General features: G+C 75.8%; 14 protein-coding genes and 1 pseudogene. 11 read left to right on the forward strand and 4 right to left on the reverse strand.

What is annotated here, in order from left to right; genetic code table 11:
• Positions 1–254: 254 nt before the first annotated feature.
• A complete protein-coding gene (locus IE98_RS0133060; protein WP_030275432.1) occupies positions 255–1511 on the forward strand; it encodes a sugar ABC transporter substrate-binding protein in 1257 nt (418 codons plus the stop codon).
• A gap of 1019 nt (positions 1512–2530) precedes the next feature.
• Positions 2531–3979 carry an FUSC family protein gene (locus tag IE98_RS51350; protein ID WP_078661506.1) on the forward strand — a complete coding sequence of 483 codons (1449 nt, stop codon included), beginning with the start codon at positions 2531–2533 and terminating at the stop codon, positions 3977–3979.
• Here the strand turns inward: IE98_RS51350 and IE98_RS0133075 are convergent.
• Positions 3903–5510, reverse strand: a complete 1608-nt coding sequence (locus tag IE98_RS0133075) for an MFS transporter (protein WP_052391305.1) — start codon at positions 5508–5510, stop codon at positions 3903–3905. The two genes, IE98_RS51350 and IE98_RS0133075, sit on opposite strands and share 77 nt — an antisense overlap.
• 179 nt (positions 5511–5689) lie before the next feature.
• Between IE98_RS0133075 and IE98_RS0133080 the strand changes: the two genes are divergently transcribed.
• Positions 5690–6262: a GNAT family N-acetyltransferase gene (locus tag IE98_RS0133080; RefSeq protein ID WP_063749051.1), complete on the forward strand. Its 573-nt coding sequence runs from the start codon at positions 5690–5692 to the stop codon at positions 6260–6262.
• A 387-nt stretch (positions 6263–6649) separates the two neighbouring features.
• On the opposite strand, the gene IE98_RS0133090 is transcribed toward IE98_RS0133080, so the two are convergent.
• Complete coding sequence (locus IE98_RS0133090) at positions 6650–7123, reverse strand: hypothetical protein (protein WP_052391306.1); 474 nt, start codon at positions 7121–7123, stop codon at positions 6650–6652.
• 398 nt (positions 7124–7521) lie between these two features.
• Between IE98_RS0133090 and IE98_RS0133095 the strand changes: the two genes are divergently transcribed.
• The 3 genes from IE98_RS0133095 (at position 7522) to IE98_RS0133105 (ending at position 9288) form a co-directional block, all read left to right on the forward strand.
• Positions 7522–7767, forward strand: a complete 246-nt coding sequence (locus tag IE98_RS0133095) for a chaplin (RefSeq protein WP_030275442.1) — start codon at positions 7522–7524, stop codon at positions 7765–7767.
• A gap of 111 nt (positions 7768–7878) precedes the next feature.
• The gene (locus tag IE98_RS0133100) at positions 7879–8586 is read left to right on the forward strand and encodes a hypothetical protein (RefSeq protein ID WP_030275443.1); all 708 of its coding nucleotides are present in this window, start codon (positions 7879–7881) and stop codon (positions 8584–8586) included.
• 138 nt (positions 8587–8724) lie between these two features.
• On the forward strand, positions 8725–9288 hold the full coding sequence (locus tag IE98_RS0133105; RefSeq protein WP_030275444.1) for a GNAT family N-acetyltransferase: 564 nt from the start codon (positions 8725–8727) through the stop codon (positions 9286–9288).
• Between the two features lie 61 nt (positions 9289–9349).
• On the opposite strand, the gene IE98_RS49655 is transcribed toward IE98_RS0133105, so the two are convergent.
• Both IE98_RS49655 and IE98_RS52685 read right to left on the reverse strand, forming a co-directional pair.
• Positions 9350–9583 carry a hypothetical protein gene (locus tag IE98_RS49655; RefSeq protein ID WP_159401151.1) on the reverse strand — a complete coding sequence of 78 codons (234 nt, stop codon included), beginning with the start codon at positions 9581–9583 and terminating at the stop codon, positions 9350–9352.
• Between the two features lie 17 nt (positions 9584–9600).
• A pseudogene (locus IE98_RS52685) lies at positions 9601–9942 on the reverse strand (DUF2785 domain-containing protein); the annotation flags it as partial.
• Between the two features lie 320 nt (positions 9943–10262).
• On the opposite strand from IE98_RS52685, the gene IE98_RS0133120 reads away from it, so the two are divergent.
• The 5 genes from IE98_RS0133120 (at position 10263) to IE98_RS0133140 (ending at position 14984) form a co-directional block, all read left to right on the forward strand.
• A complete protein-coding gene (locus tag IE98_RS0133120) occupies positions 10263–11339 on the forward strand; it encodes a PP2C family protein-serine/threonine phosphatase (RefSeq protein WP_030275447.1) in 1077 nt (358 codons plus the stop codon).
• 61 nt (positions 11340–11400) lie between these two features.
• Positions 11401–12039: a helix-turn-helix transcriptional regulator gene (locus IE98_RS0133125; protein ID WP_030275449.1), complete on the forward strand. Its 639-nt coding sequence runs from the start codon at positions 11401–11403 to the stop codon at positions 12037–12039.
• A complete protein-coding gene (locus IE98_RS0133130) occupies positions 12036–13169 on the forward strand; it encodes an aminotransferase class I/II-fold pyridoxal phosphate-dependent enzyme (protein WP_030275451.1) in 1134 nt (377 codons plus the stop codon). Before IE98_RS0133125 ends, IE98_RS0133130 begins: the two co-directional genes overlap by 4 nt.
• 11 nt (positions 13170–13180) lie before the next feature.
• Positions 13181–13636, forward strand: coding sequence for a hydrolase (locus IE98_RS0133135; protein WP_106976784.1), 456 nt, complete (start codon positions 13181–13183; stop codon positions 13634–13636).
• 64 nt (positions 13637–13700) lie between these two features.
• Positions 13701–14984, forward strand: coding sequence for an aminotransferase class I/II-fold pyridoxal phosphate-dependent enzyme (locus IE98_RS0133140; RefSeq protein ID WP_030275454.1), 1284 nt, complete (start codon positions 13701–13703; stop codon positions 14982–14984).
• Positions 14985–15014: the final 30 nt, after the last annotated feature.

Raw genomic sequence — 15014 nt, forward strand, 5'->3', positions numbered from 1 at the left:
CCCTCGTCCGGCCCCTCACCGACGGCAACTCAAGTCGCACGGACGCTCACTCAACGTGATGGACGGGCCGTGTGCGGGCGCCCGTACGGATGCGACGTGTGCGGACTCCCGCCGCCGGGCCGCGCCTCACCTGCAAGGGATTGGAAGCGCTGGCGAAAGTTGCTGAAAAGCGTTGCCACGGCTTGGGGGCGTTGCTAACTTCTGCGCACGCCGGCTCGGCGGATGCCCCCACCCTCATCGACCCGGAGCGACGCGTGCGCAGAAGCCTCCCCCTCATCGCGGCCACGATCTGCCTGTCCCTCAGCCTGACCGCCTGCGGCTCGGGTTCCGTCTTCGGCTCCGCCTCCGACGCGACCCCGAACGGGACACTGGTGATCTGGGCCGACGAGAAGCGCGCCGAGGCGCTCAGACCGTTCGCGGACTCCTTCGCCGCCGCGCACGGCGCCAAGGCCGAGATCGTCGCCGTCACGGAGAACCAGCAGGAGAGGTTCGTCGAGGCCTCCAAGGCCGGCACCGGCCCGGACGTCATGATCGGCGCGCACGACTGGATCGGGAACCTCGTGCTGAACGGCTACATCGACCCCGTCCTGGTGCTCGACAACAAGATGGAGGACTACGTGGACGTCGCCCGCCGGGCGGTGATGTACAACGGCGAGTTCTACGGCATCCCGTACGCGGTCGAGAGCCTGGTGCTGTTCCGCAACACCGAGCTGGCCCCCGACGCCCCGCAGACCTTCGACGACCTGGTGGCCACCGGCGAGGAGCTCAGGAAGGCCGGCAAGGTGACCCAGGCGGTCGGGTACACCGTCAGCCAGGGGGACGGGAAGTCCGGCGACACGTACCACATGTACCCGCTGTTCAGCTCCGCCGGCGGCTACCTGTTCGGCGACGACGGGCGGGGCAACCCCAATCCGGCCGACCTCGGTGTCGGGCACCCCGCGTCGGTCGCCGCCATCGAGAAGATCGCCTCGCTGGGGGAGAAGGGGAAGGGGGTGCTCCGCCGCTCCTACACCTCCGACAGCACCGCCGCCGCCTTCACCTCGGGGAAGACCCCCTTCCTGGTGTCCGGCCCGTGGCGGCTGGCCGACGTGCGGGCCGCGGGGACCAAGTACGCCGTCTCCCCGGTGCCCGGCTTCGAGGGCAAGGGCCCCGCCCGGTCGTTCGTCGGCGTGCAGTCGTTCTTCGTCGCCAGCAAGGGCGCGCACAAGGCGCTCGCCCAGAAGTTCGTCCTCTCCACGCTCGGCTCCGTCGAACTCGCCGACGCTCTGTACAAGGCCGAGCCCCGCATGCCCGCCCTGAAGGAGGCCCTCGCCCACGCCCGCGCCGCCGACCCCGACCTCGCCGCCTTCGAGCAGGCCGCGAAGACCGGTGTGCCACTGCCGTCGCTCCCTCAGATGTCCGCCGTCTGGGGGCCGTTCAACGCCCTGCTCTACTCGGCCGTCAAGGGCGATCCGGTGGAGCCGGCGGTCGCCACGGCCGACCGGGCCATCCGGGCCCAGCTGCCGAAGTGACGGGCGCCCCTGCGGGGCCGGTCGGGCCGTCCTAGCCTGGTGGAGCGGGTGGCCGCCCACGCCTGCCGGGTGGCGGCCCGCCCCGGGCCGCCCACCTCCGGCCCGCCGGGCGCCGCGACCGCAGGGGACACCGACCAGGGACAGCGGGGTGCCGATGAGCCGGACGCGCGCACTGCCCGACCGGCTCCGCGCCCGTGACCCCGGCCTGGAGGTCCTGCACCGCGCCGTCCGGGTCACCCTGGTCGCCTGCACCGGTTTCTACACCTTCCGGTACGCCTTCGACCGGCCGAGCGCCGCGACCTACGCCCTGTTCGGGGCGATCTCCCTCGGGCTGCTCTCCCGGATCGGCGGCGGCGCCCGCGCCCGGGCCCGCACCCTGCTGCTCACGCTGCCCGCGGCCTACCTGCTGATCACCCTCGGCACCCTGCTCGCCGTCCGCGCGTGGGCTGCCGCCCTCGGCATGCTGGGCATCGGATTCGCCGTCGCCTACGGCTCGGTCGGCGGGCCCCGGCTGGTCGGCCTCGCCAACGGCCTGCAACTGCTCTACATCCTTCCGTGCTTCCCGCCGTACCGGCCGGACGACCTGCCGCTGCGGCTGATCGGCGTCACCGCCGGGATCGTGCTGCTCGCCGCCGCCGAGCGGCTGCTGTGGCCGGTGCCGCCGCCCGTCGACCACCGCGACCGACTGGCCCGGGCCGCCGCCGCGGTCGCCGACCTCGCCGACCGCACCGCGGCCGCCGTCGCGGCGCCCCCCGGCCGCCCCGTCCGGGACCGCGCCCCGCCCGGCGCCGCCGACGGCCGCCCGGACCCCGCCGCCGCAGCCATGGACGAGCTGCGCCTCTCCCGGATCCCCCTGATGGAGCGCCCGGCCTCGGCGGGCGCCACCGACCGCGCCCTCTCGCACGCGGCCACCGCCCTCCGCCACACCCGCGCCCAGCTGCTGCGGATCGGCCGGGTCAACGACCTCGCCGGCCCGCTGCCGCAGGCCGCCGCACTGGTGAGCGCCGCGGGCCGGGCCGGTGCCCGCGACCGAGCCGATCGAGGCCGCCCTCACCGCCTTCGAAACCGTCCGGAGCACCCCGTTCCACCCGGACGGCGGCCCACGCCCCGCCCCGGGCACTGCGGCCGGACACATCGGGCCGTACCCCACCGCCGACCCCGCGGAGGCGGCGACCGCCGCCCGGCTCGCCCTCGGCAGCATCGCCCTGGAGACCGCCGAGGGCGCCCGCTTCCTCACCCTCGCCGTACGGATCAGCCGCGGGGCACCGCTGCCGCCCGACCCGACCCCGCCCGCCGAACGCCCGGGCCCGTTCTGGTACGCCCACGAGCCGGCCGTCCGGCTCTGGTGGGCCCGGTTCCGGGCCAACCTGACCCCGCGCTCGGTGTACTTCCAGAACGCCGTCCGCACCGCCGCAGCCCTTGCCGCGGCCCGCCTGCTGGTGGGCGGCCTCGACCTCACACACGGCTTCTGGGTGCTCCTCGCCACCCTCACCCTGATGCGCACCACCGCCGCCGACACCGGCATGGCCCTGCGGCCCGCGCTCACCGGCACGCTGTGCGGTGCGGTCGCCACGGCCGTGATGCTGATGCTGGTCGGCGAGCGGCCGCTGTTCTACGCCGTCGCACTGCCGGTCACCATGCTCACCGCGTTCACCGTGGGTCCGCTGCTCGGCCTGGCCTGGGCCCAGGGCACCTTCACCGTCGTGGTGGCCATGGTGTTCGCCCAGCTCGCGCCCGCCAGCTGGCGGCTCGCCGAGGCCCGGCTCCTCGACGTGGCGACCGGCGCCGCCGTCGGCATCCTCACCGGGCTCTGCGCCTGGCCGCTCGGCGGCGCCCGCGAACTGCGCCGACGCTCGGCCGAACTGCTCGCCGACAGTGCCGCCGCGCTCCGCGAGACCGTCGCGGTGCTGACCGGCGGGCCCGCCCCGGACGGCGCGGTGCGCCGGGCCCGCCGCTCGGCGGTCCTCGCCGAGGCCACCTACGCCCAGTTCCGCTCCGAGCACCACACCGTGCCGCCGGGCGCACCGGACTGGCAGGCGGCGGTGCTGACCGGCCAGCACACCGTCCGCGGTGCCGAGCAACTGCTCGCCAGGATCGCCCCGCACTCCCTGGCCGGCTGGCCGGACACCGCCGCCACCCTCGTCCGGGACGCCGACACCGCGGCCGCCGCCTTCCGCCGGGAGGGCGCCGCGCTGCGCGCCGGACCGCGGGCGCCCGTCCCGCCGGACCCGCTGCTCGCCGAGGCGCGGACCGCCCTGCTCGACGAGCGCGTCACGGCCGCCCGCCTGCCGCCGGACCCGGCGGCGCTGCACGCCGTGGACACCGCCGTCTGGCTCGTCGGCCTGGTCGACGACCTGGCGGCCGTACCGGTCGCGAAGGCTCCCGACGCGGTCAGCCCTCCCGCTCCGGCTCCCGGCCGGTCGGGCGCGCACCCGGACGGGACCGGGCCGCCTCGCCCTCCGCGGTGATCCGGGTGCCGGGGTGCCACAGCGCGCAGAGGAAGGCCGCCGCCAGCGCCGCCGCCATCCCGTACAGCACCGGCCGGTTCGCCGCCGCGAAGTCCGCCCGCAGGGCGGCCAGCAGTCCCGGGTCGACGCCGCTCGCCCCGGACCCGCCGGTGCTCGGCCCGGTGAGGCTCTTGGTGATCTGGTCGGCCGTACTGCGCGCCGCCTGCGGCGGCAGCCCGCGCTGCTCCAGCGTGTCGGTGATCCGGTTCGCCGCGGTGTGCAGCAGGACGGTGCCGAGCACCGCGAGGCTCACGCTCGCCGAGTAGTTCCGGACGGTCTGGGTGATCCCGGTGACCTCGCCGTAGGAGCGGCCGATCGCCCGGTTCACGGCGTCCGTCGAGGCGGGCGTCAGCAGCAGGCCGATCCCGGCGCCCGCGAGCACGATCCACACCCACTGCGCGCCCAGCGACAGATCGGTGATCTTCGCCGCCCACCCGGCGAACCCGGCCGCGCCGACCACCGTCCCCAGCAGCATCGCCGGCCGGGCTCCGCGCCGGTCCAGGATCCGGCCGCCGATCTGCGAGGCCGGGCCGAACCCGGCGAAGAACACCAGCAGGTAGAGGCCCGCCTCGTTCGCCGAGTAGCCCAGGGCGACCTGCGCGTACACCGAGGCGAAGAAGAACACCGGGACGAAGGACATCATCGAGAAGAAGAGCACCGCGTTGTCCACCGAGAACGCGCGGTCGGCGAAGACCTGCATGGTGATCAGCGGGTCCCGGCTGCGCAGCTCCGCCAGCACGAACAGCGCCAGCACCGCCAGGCCGCCCACGATGCACCCCCAGGTCGCCGCGCTGCCCCAGCCCCAGACCGCCGCCTGCTGCAGGCCGAGCACGCTCAGGGCCATGCCGGCCGCCACGAGCACGGCACCCGGCCAGTCGATCGGCTCCGGGCGCGGCGTGTTGCGGATCCGGGCGAGGAAGGTCAGCACCAGGGCGACCACCGCCACCGGCACGTTGACCCAGAAGATCGCCCGCCAGGTCCAGCTGGTCAGCCAGCCGCCGAGGATCGGGCCGAGCGCGGTCAGCCCGCCCGCCACGGCGAAGAACAGCGCCAGGGCCCGCCCGCGCCGCTCCACCGGGAACACCTCGACCACCACGGCCAGCGCGGCCGGGAACATCAGCGCCGCGCCGAGCCCCTGCACCGCGCGGAAGGAGATCAGCCAGGCCTCGGCCGCGCCGCCGGTCGGCACCGCCCCGCAGAGCGCCGACGCCGCCACGAACACCACCGTGCCGACCAGCATCATCCGCTTGTGCCCGAGGATGTCGGAGACCCGGCCGCCCAGCGCGAAGAACGCCGCCAGCGACAGCAGGTAGGCGTTGACCACCCACTGCATCGCACCGGCGGAGAGCCCGAGTTCGCGGATGATGCTCGGGGCGGCGATCGACACGATGGTCTGGTCGATGAAGGTCATCGAGACGGCGAAGAGCATGCCCGCCAGGGCCAGCCTCTCGCTGGTGCCGCCGCCGTCCCGTCCGCCGCTGTCAGCAGCCATGCCGCTCTCCTTCCGTCCCGGCGCCGCCCCGGTCCCGTCCGGCTCCCGGCCCGGCGGTCACCCGGACGACACTGCCCGCCCCGCGGCCCGGGCGCGCGCTGCGCCGCGGCGAAGTCATCCGCTCGGCGGACGCCCGCAGGTCCGCCCGCCGCCATGGGCGGGGACGGCAGAATGACCGCATGCGCATCCGAGCCGCCCGTCCCGAGGACGTCCCCGTGCTGCAGGCGATCGAGCGTGCCGCGGGGGAGGCGTTCCGCGGGGTCGGGATGCCCGAGATCGCCGCGGACGAGCCCTTCTCCGACGAGGAGTTCGCCCCGTTCCTGGCCGCCGGCCTGGCCTGGGTGGCGGTCGACGGCGGCGACCGCCCGGTGGGGTACCTGCTCGCCGAGCGCGTCGACGGCGACCTGCACGTCGAACAGGTGTCGGTGCACCCCGACAGCGCCCGGCGCGGGATCGGCCGGGCGCTGATCGACCGCGCCGCCGGCTGCGCCGCCGCCGAGGGGCTGCCCGCGCTGACCCTCACCACCTTCGCCGAGGTGCCGTGGAACGCGCCCTACTACGCCCGCTGCGGCTTCACCGTCCTCGACGGGCCGGAGATCGGGCCGCAGCTGCGGGCCGTCCGGGAGCGCGAGGCCGCACACGGGCTGGACCGGTGGCCGCGGGTCTGCATGCGGCGCGCCGTCGTGCCGCAGGACGGGCGGTCGGCCCGACCGTCCGTCAGTCGGTGGTCGGCGCCGGGAGGTCCAGGGTGAAGCTGAACCGGTCGCCGCGGTAGAGGGTGCGCACCCGTTCGACTCGACGCTGATCAGCCCGCGCTACCGGCTGAACGGCGCACGGACGGCCACCCTGCGCTTCGCCACCGACTACAAGGTCGACGGTCCGCAGACCGGCGACGTCCACATCTCCTTCGACTCCGGTGCGCCGCAACTGCTCGCGTCCTACCGGGCCGGCACCAACCGCTTCGAGAGCATCCCGGTGACGGTGCCCGCCGGCGCCTCCACCGCCCAGCTCCGGTTCCGCTACACCGGCACCAACAGCGCCTTCTGGACGGTCGACCAGGTCTCCCTGGACTTCTGACCCGCCGTCGGCGACGGGGGCCCGACCGCTCGGACCCCGTCGCCCTCGGGCCCCTGCCGCCCTCAGGCGCCCGCGGGCGTCCGGCGGGCCGCGCGCTCGTCCATGGCTCCCGCCGCGATCCCGCACGCCGCGGCGGCCAGCGCGAGCGCCGTCGCCGCCGGATTGACCCAGCCGGGCACCGAGTCGTTGCGGTACGAGCCGCCGTCCGGCAGGTGGCACTCGAAACGGACCGGGACGAACCCGGCCTCCCAGTCCACGACGTGGATCCAGCGCTCCTGCGGGCCGGTGCGGCAGGGGTGCGGCGGGGCGGAGTCCGTGCCGCCGTCGCCCGCGTCCAGTGCGTCCAGGCCGACCGGCCCCAGCCCGCAGACGTACACCGCCAGTGCGCCTGCCGCGGCCACCCGGGCCAGTCCGCGCCACGGCCGCCCCGGCAGCGGCTTCCCGCCGCGTCCCAGCAGCGCGGACGTGCCCGCCGCCGCGAGCGCGACCGCGGCGACGAACCCCGCCAGCGACAGGAACAGCAGCAGCAGACCCACGACAACCCCCTGATTGCGGCTCCCGCCGGCCGCGGGCCCTCTTCCCGGGCCGTCCGTTCGCCGACGCACCGTCAGAGAGCCTACCCGGCCGACCGCGGGAGCGGCCCCGGGCGCCGCACGGCCGGGCCGTCCCCCGGACGGCCGAAGCGGCCCGGTGGCCCCGCCGCCGCCCCGCGCCCTGCCGTGTCCGGCCCGCGTCCGACCTGCGTCCGTGCGGCGCCCGGCCGGGCCGTTCCGCCGGACCGGTCAACCGTCGGCCGGACCGCTGCGCCGATCGGGTGGAGTGTCGTGGCCGGGCCAACCCCGGAGGCCGTTCGTGCCGAAAAGGTGATGACGGCCGTTCGTCGATCGCGCGGCCGACGCGTCATCAGAACAGCTCGACACGACAGGAGTCCACCATGACCGCACTGCGCACCGCCCTGGCCCTCGCGGCCGCCGCCGGCACCCTCGTCCTCGGCGCGGCTGCCGGCCCGGCCTCGGCGAGCGCCGGCGCCGAGGGCGTGGCCACGAACTCGCCCGGTGTGCTGTCCGGCAACGTCATCCAGATCCCGGTCCACATCCCGGTGAACGTCTGCGGCAACTCGATCGGCGTCGTCAGCATCCTCAACCCGGCGATCGGCAACGCCTGCGCCAACGTCGGCTGACACACCGGCACCGCCGACCTGTCGGCCCCGGGCCCGCCGTCACACCGCAACGGCCCGGGGTCGGCAGCCCCACCGCACCGCCCCGTCGGAACCCTCCGGCATGCTGTCCCGGTGCTGATCCACGGACACGACGGACCGACCGTCCCCGGCGAGCCCCTCACGGCCCGTCCGGGCTTCTGGGCCGACCACCTGCTGCCGCTCTGCCACCGGCCGGCCGAACCCGAGTGGTTCGGCGGGGACGGCGCCGATGCCGACGCCGTGGCCGAGGTCCTCTTCGACGAGCAGGCCTGGCCCGCCCTCCGGGTGCCCTTCCGCGACGGCCACACCGCCGTGCTCGTCCACCGCAACCTCCCCGGCGACGCGGGCCGCGACCTGCTGCTCACCCACCCGGACCGGAGCCGCCCCGAGCCGGTGCTGCTCGACGACGGCTGCGCCACCGGCCCGGGCCTGTCCTGGGCCGAACTGGACGCGATCGCCTCCGCCACCGCCCAGGCCGCCGAGGGCCTGCACGACCCGGACGCCCGGCTGCTGCTCCTGCTGCCCGCGCTGCACGGCCACCGCATCCCGCCCGGGGCCGCCGCACGGATCGCCGCCGCCCTGCTCGCCGTCGGGGCGCCGCCGGCCACCGTCCCCGCCGCCGTCTCCGAACTGCTGCACGGCCTCGGCTCCGGACCGGACCACGAGCCGTGCGCACCCTCCCCGCTGAGCGGCGGCCTTCCGGGCCCGGGCACCTGCGGACTCCCGCACGCCCTCGGCCTCGACCGCGCCCGGAGCGACCGCCTGGCCCGCGCCCTGGAAGCCCCGGCCTGCGGCTGCTGACCACCGCACGGACCGGACGGCCGGCCCGGCGGGCTGAGCCGTCCGTGAGCGGGCCCGGGCGTCGCGTCCGCCCTCGCATGTCCCGGCAGGCGTCACGGCCGCGGGTGCCCGCGGGCGGGGAGCGCCTACGCTGTCCGGGTGATCACCTTCTCCGCGCCGCTCGCCGGCGACGTCCTGATGCGGCCCGCCGTCCCGGAGGACGCCGAGGCGCTGAGCCGCGCGATGATCCGCAACCGGGAGCGCCTCCGCCCCTGGGACCCGCCGCGCGACGAGCACTGGTTCACCGTGGCCGGCCAGCGCGCCCGGCTGCACGACCAGCTCGTCCAGGCCGAGACCGGCCGGCTCGCCCTCTGGGTGCTCGCGAGCGGTGACGGGATCGTCGGTGGCGTCACCCTGTCCAACATCGTGCGGCTGCACCTGTGCAGCGCCAACCTCGGCTACTGGGTGGACGCCGCCCGGGCCGGCCGCGGCCTGGCCTCCGCCGCCACGCTGCTCGCCTGTCGCGCCGCCGACACCGAGCTCGGCCTGCACCGCCTGGAGGCCGGCGCCGCCGCGGCCAACCTCGGCTCGCAGCGGGTGCTGGAGAAGTGCGGCTTCGAACGGATCGGCACCGCCCGCGGCCTGCTCTTCCTCGACGGCGCCTGGCACGACCACGTGCTGTACCAGAAGCTCCTCCACGACCGCCCGCTGCCGACCGGTTGAGGCCCACCGACTGGTGCCCACCGGCTGTGGCGGCCCGGCCGAGGGCCCGGGCGGCGGCCGGTCAGCCCGCGTACGGGGACGGCAGGGCGAGGGTCGCGGCGACCGCCTCGGCGACGGCCCCGGCGTGGGTGAGCGGGACGGCGGCGGCGTCCGGGGCGGGCCGGACACCGCGGACGGCGAGCAGGTGGAGCACCCGCAGCGTCCGCATGGTGTTGGAGGCGTGCGCCGGGACGGGGCCGGGCCGCCCGCGGCGAAGTCGGCGGCGACGGGGGCCAGCCAGTCGACGGACTGGCACCGGGTCAGTTCCGGGCGGGTCAGGGTGAGGGCGATCGCGAGGCCCGGCCGGTCGTCCTCCATGGCGTCGAAGAGGTGCTCGGTGGGGGCGAGCAGCCGGGCGCAGGCCAGGTCCAGCAGGTCGGCGGGCTCGGTGTGCGGGCTGCGGCCGAGGACGCCGAGCAGGTCGGCGCCGTGCGCGACCGCGTGCAGCCGTCCGAGTTCGGGGTCGTGGCCGCGCAGGTCGGGTTCGGTGCGGTACCAGGTGTCGAAGGCGCGCTGCCAGGCCGGGTCGTGGTCGCCCGGGCGGACGAGCCGGGCGAGGACGAGCGGGGCGAAGGTGCGGGCCTGGATCTCCGGGTCGGTGAAGCGGTCCGCCATCTCGTCGCCGAGGCGGTGGCGTTCTGCGGTGGGCAGCCGCGGTATCCAGCGGTGCAGCAGGACGTAGGCCTGTTCGTCGCGGACCGCCGGGTCGGGTGAGCGCAGGTCGGCGCTGAGCGCGGCGACCAGCTCCGGTCCGGGCCGGAGGGTGTCGTCGTCGAGGAAGGGCCGCCACCTGGTCACCCGGCCGATGCCAGGGGAGGAGGGCGGGGGTCCGGACCCGCCGATCGGCGGGGGGCCCCCCCCCCCCCCCCCCCCCCCCCCCCCCCCCCCCCCCCCCCGGCCGCGGCGTCCGGGAGTCGTGGTTGCCGGTGGCGACGATGTCCACGCAGTGGCCCCGCTCCGTCCGGTTCGCACCCTGGCTGCTGGTGGCCGGCGGCCTGGTCTGGGACTCGCTGGCCACGGCCGACTACTGGGGCGACCCGATGATGGCGGCCGCCTCCGTCCTGGCGGGCGCCCTGCTGCCGCTGCGGGACACCGTGGCCGTCGGTGCGGCGATCTCCCTCGGCGTGCTGGTGCTGACCTCCCGGGACGGCACCCTCGGCACCACGGCCGGCTGGCTGGAGCTGACGAACACGGTGTTCGCGGCCCTGATCGGCATCTGGGTCAACCGGGTGATCGCCCGTCAGCGGCACCGGCTGGCGACGGTGCGGTCGGTGGCGGAGGCGGCGCAGCAGGCCGTGCTGCCCGCGCCGCCCGCCCGGGTGGGGACGCTGGCCGTCGCGGCCTGCTACCGGGCGGCGCAGACCGAGGCTCAGATCGGCGGGGACGCCTACGCCGTGCAGGAGACCCCGTTCGGGACGCGGCTGCTGATCGCCGACGTCCGGGGCAAGGGGCTGCGGGCGGTGGCCGCCGTGTCGGTGCTGCTGGGGGCCTTCCGTGAGAACGCAGAGCGGGCACCGGACCTGCCGGCCCTCGCCGACGCCCTGGAGCACTCGCTCGTCCGGGAGAGCGCCTGGAGCGACGAGGAGGTCAGGGCGGAGGGCTTCATCACCGCCGTGCTCGGCGAGGTGGACGGTGCGGGCGGCCGGGTGCGGCTGCTGAACTGCGGCCACCCCGGGCCGTACCGGCTGCCGGCCGGCGGGAGCGGGGTCGACCTGCTCGCGGCGCGCGACCCCGGCCTGCCGCTCGGCATGGGCGGCCTGGGGGTGCCGCGGTCCGCGCCGGACGCCTGGCCGTTCGCGCCGGGGGACACGCTGCTGCTGGTCACCGACGGGGTGACGGAGGCCCGGGACGGCGCGGGGGAGTTCTACGACCCGGCTGCGCGGCTGGCCCCGCTCGGGCCGTTCGGCCGGCCGCAGCGGCTGATCGACGCCCTGGTCCTGGACGTCGAGCGGTGGACGGGCGGCCCGCGGGACGACGACATGGCGGTCCTCGCGGTGGCCCGCAGGACCTGAATCCGTCCGTCCCGGCATTGCGTCTGGAATTTCTGTCCAGATCGGACGTATAGTCCAGAGCATGGAGACGCGCGAAACCGACCCGCGGGTCCGGCTCTGGGGCCCGGTGTGCCAGGCCGTCGCCCTGCTGCTCGGCCCCTATGCCGAGGTCGTGCTGCACGACGCCGAACGGGACCGGGTGCTCGCCATCTGGAACCCCCACGCCGGCCGCGCCCCCGGCGACCCCTCGCTGCTCGGCGAACTGGACCGTCTGGAGCCCGCCGCCCAGGACGTCTTCGGCCCGTACGAGAAGCTGCTCGCCGACGGCAGGCGGCTCTCCTCGGTGAGCGCGGTGCTCCGCGGCGAGGACGGCCGCCCGTCCGCGGTGCTCTGCGTCAACCTCGACCGCACCCCGCTCGACCAGGCCGCCGCCGTGCTCAGCCGGTTCGCCGCCCCCACCGTCGAGCGGCCCGAGGCCCTGTTCGAACAGGACTGGACGGAACGCATCCAGGAGATCGTCGGCACCCACGTCCGCGAACGCGGCCGCGCGGTCGAACGGTTCGGCCGCGCCGAGCGCATGGAGGTGCTCGCCGACCTCGACCGGGCCGGCGTCTTCGCCGTCCGCCGCGCCGTCCCCGTCGTCGCCACCGCCCTCAAGGCCTCGCGCTCCACCGTCTACGCGCTGCTCGCCGACCTCAAGGACCCCCGGAGCCCCCGATGACCCGACTGCCCGACTTCCGCCTGGAGACCTACTTCTCCCGCTGGGAGTTCACCGCCCGCCACCACCTCACCGCCTCCGACGCGCAGACCATGACGATGGCCGAGCTCGTCGGCCTCGCCGACGCCGAGGACCGCCACGCCTGGGAGAACCTCGCCCTCGGCTACACCGAGACCTTCGGCGACCCCGGCCTGCGCGAGGCGATCGCCGGCACGTACGAGACCGTCGGCGCCGACGACGTGGTCTGCTTCGCCGGCGCCGAGGAGGGCCTGTACATCGCCATGCAGGCGCTGCTCGACCGCGGCGACCACGCGGTGGTCGTCACCCCCAACTACCAGTCCGCCGAGACCGTCCCGCTCGCCCTCTGCGAGGTCACCGGCGTCGCCCTGGACGAGAAGCAGGACTGGGCGCTCGACCTCGACGCCGTCACCGCCGCGCTGCGCCCGACCACCAAGGTGCTGTCCGTCAACTTCCCGCACAACCCGACCGGCAAGGTGATCGACCGGGCCGAGTTCACCGCGCTCGCCGCCCTCTGCGAGGAGCGCGGGATCCACCTGTTCAGCGACGAGGTCTACCGCGGCCTGGAGCGAGACCCGGCCCGGATCCTGCCGCAGGCCGCCGACCTCGCGCCGAGCGCCCTCTCGCTCAACGTCACCTCGAAGTCGCTCGGCCTGCCCGGCCTGCGGATCGGCTGGATCGCCTGCCGGGACGCCGCGCTGCGCAGCCGCCTGGAGCGGGCCAAGCACTACACCACCATCTGCAACGCGGCCCCCAGCGAGATCCTCGCCCGGATCGCGATCAAGGCCCGGGCCGGCATCCTGCAGCGCAACCGCGGCATCATCGCCGCCAACCTGCCGCTCTTCGACGCCTTCTTCGCCGAGTTCCCGGACCTCTTCGAGTGGCGCGCCCCCGACGGAGGCTGCGTCGCCTACCCGCGCTACCTCGGCGCGGACGGCGTCGAGGCCTTCTGCACCGCGCTGGTCGAGGAGGCCGGCGTGCTGCTGCTGCCGTCCGCCGTCTACCGCTCCGAGCTGACCGACACCCCCGCCGACCGCTTCCGGATCGGCGTCGGCCGCAGCGACCCGGGGCCCGCCCTGCAGGCCTTCGCCGACTGGCTGCGGGCCCGCCGGTGACCGCCGGCTTCGTGGCACGGCTGCCCGCGGCCTTCTGGCAGGTCCCGTACGCCGGGGCGCGCTTCCCCGGCTCGCGCGCGGTCGCCGAGCGCCCCGGACTCGAACACGGCGCCAACTGCCAGTCGTTCGCCGGCGCCGTGCTGGAACGGTCCGGCCTGCTGGTGCCCGCGTTGCGCTCCAGCGAGCTGTGGGCGGACACCGCGAGCACCGTCCGGGTGGCCGAGCCCCTCCCGCTCGACCTGCTGTTCTTCGGCCGGGACGAGGACCCCTGGGGCGCGCACATCGGCGTGCACGCCGGTGGTGACTCGGTGCTGCACCTGTGCGCCGAAGCGGGCCGCCCGGCGCTGTGGAGCCTCGCCGACTTCGCCGCCCGCGAGCGCTACCGTGTCCTGCTGGGCGCCAAGCGGGTCACCGTGCGGGCACCCGCACCCGCCGCGGGCGACGGGGCGGCCTCCGCGGATTGGTAGATTGTCGGCGCAGCAGTGCCCCGGCAACGCCGGTAGAACCGCACCCACACCGGAGGGAAACCCCGTGTCACAGCCGTCCACCACCACGTCGGCCGGCCCGGAGCAGGGGGCGGAACTCGCCGCCGCCCGGGCCGCCTACGAGCAGCTCCGCACCCGCGGCCTGAGCCTCGACCTCACCCGCGGCAAGCCCTCGCCGGAGCAGCTCGACCTCTCGGACGCGCTGCTGACGATCCTGCAGCCGGGCGACGTGCGCGCCGCGGACGGCACCGACTGCCGCAACTACGGCGGCCTGCTGGGCCTGGCCGAGCTCCGCGCGGTCTTCGCCGAGCTGCTCGACGTCCCCGCCGACCAGCTGTTCGCCTGCGGCAACGCCAGCCTCACGGTGATGCACGACGTGGTCGCGCACGCCATGCTCTCCGTCCTGCCGGGCGCCAAGCAGCGCTGGGCGGACGAGGACGAGGTCCGCTTCCTCTGCCCGGTGCCCGGCTACGACCGGCACTTCACCATCTGCGACCGCTTCGGCATCACCATGGTGCCCGTCCCGCTGACCGGCGAGGGCCCGGACATGGACGTCGTCGAGGAGCTCGTCGCGGCCGACCCGCGGATCAAGGGCATGTGGTGCGTGCCCAAGTACAGCAACCCCAGCGGCGAGACCTACAGCGACGAGACCGTCCGCCGGCTGGCCGCCATGCCGACCGCCGCGCCCGACTTCCGGCTGTTCTGGGACAACGCCTACGCGGTGCACCACCTGACGGACGACCGCACCCCGCTGCTGCCGGTGCTGGCCGCCTGTGAGGAGGCCGGCAACCCGGACCGCGCGTTCGTCTTCGCCTCCACCTCCAAGATCACGGCCGCCGGAGCCGGGGTGGCCTTCTTCGGCTCCTCGCCCGCCAACACGGCCTGGTACGCCCGCCTCGCCGCGGCCCAGACCATCGGCCCGGACAAGGTGAACCAGCTGCGGCACGCCCGCTTCTTCACCGACACCGCCGCGGTGGAGACCCACATGGAGCGCCACCGCGCGCTGCTGGAGCCCCGCTTCGCCGCCGTGTACGAGGTGCTGGAGCGCGAGCTCGGCCCGCTCGGCATCGCCACCTGGACGCGGCCGCTCGGCGGTTACTTCGTCAGCCTGGAGGTGCCCGAGGGCTGCGCCTCCGAGGTCGTCCGCCTCGCCAAGGAGGCCGGCATCGCGCTGACCCCGGCGGGTGCGGCCTTCCCCGGCGGCAACGACCCGCGCGACAGCCAGATCCGGCTGGCCCCGTCCTTCCCGTCGGTGGACGAGGTCCGCTCCGCGATGGAGGGCGTCGCGGTCTGCGTCCGCCTCGCCGCCGCCGAGCGCGCCACAGCCTGACCCCCCGCCGGTTCCCCGCGCCCCGACCAC

The sequence above is a fragment of the Streptomyces sp. NRRL B-24484 genome (assembly GCF_000717715.1).
GTDB lineage: Bacteria > Actinomycetota > Actinomycetes > Streptomycetales > Streptomycetaceae > Kitasatospora.

Coding starts and splice junctions, on each gene's coding strand:
- IE98_RS0133125 (WP_030275449.1), top strand. CDS start 11,401: ATGGAGACGCGCGAAACCGACCCGCGGGTCCGGCTCTGGGGCCCGGTG.
- IE98_RS0133075 (WP_052391305.1), bottom strand. CDS start 5,510: ATGGCTGCTGACAGCGGCGGACGGGACGGCGGCGGCACCAGCGAGAGG.
- IE98_RS0133120 (WP_030275447.1), top strand. CDS start 10,263: ATGTCCACGCAGTGGCCCCGCTCCGTCCGGTTCGCACCCTGGCTGCTG.
- IE98_RS0133130 (WP_030275451.1), top strand. CDS start 12,036: ATGACCCGACTGCCCGACTTCCGCCTGGAGACCTACTTCTCCCGCTGG.
- IE98_RS0133080 (WP_063749051.1), top strand. CDS start 5,690: ATGCGCATCCGAGCCGCCCGTCCCGAGGACGTCCCCGTGCTGCAGGCG.
- IE98_RS0133095 (WP_030275442.1), top strand. CDS start 7,522: ATGACCGCACTGCGCACCGCCCTGGCCCTCGCGGCCGCCGCCGGCACC.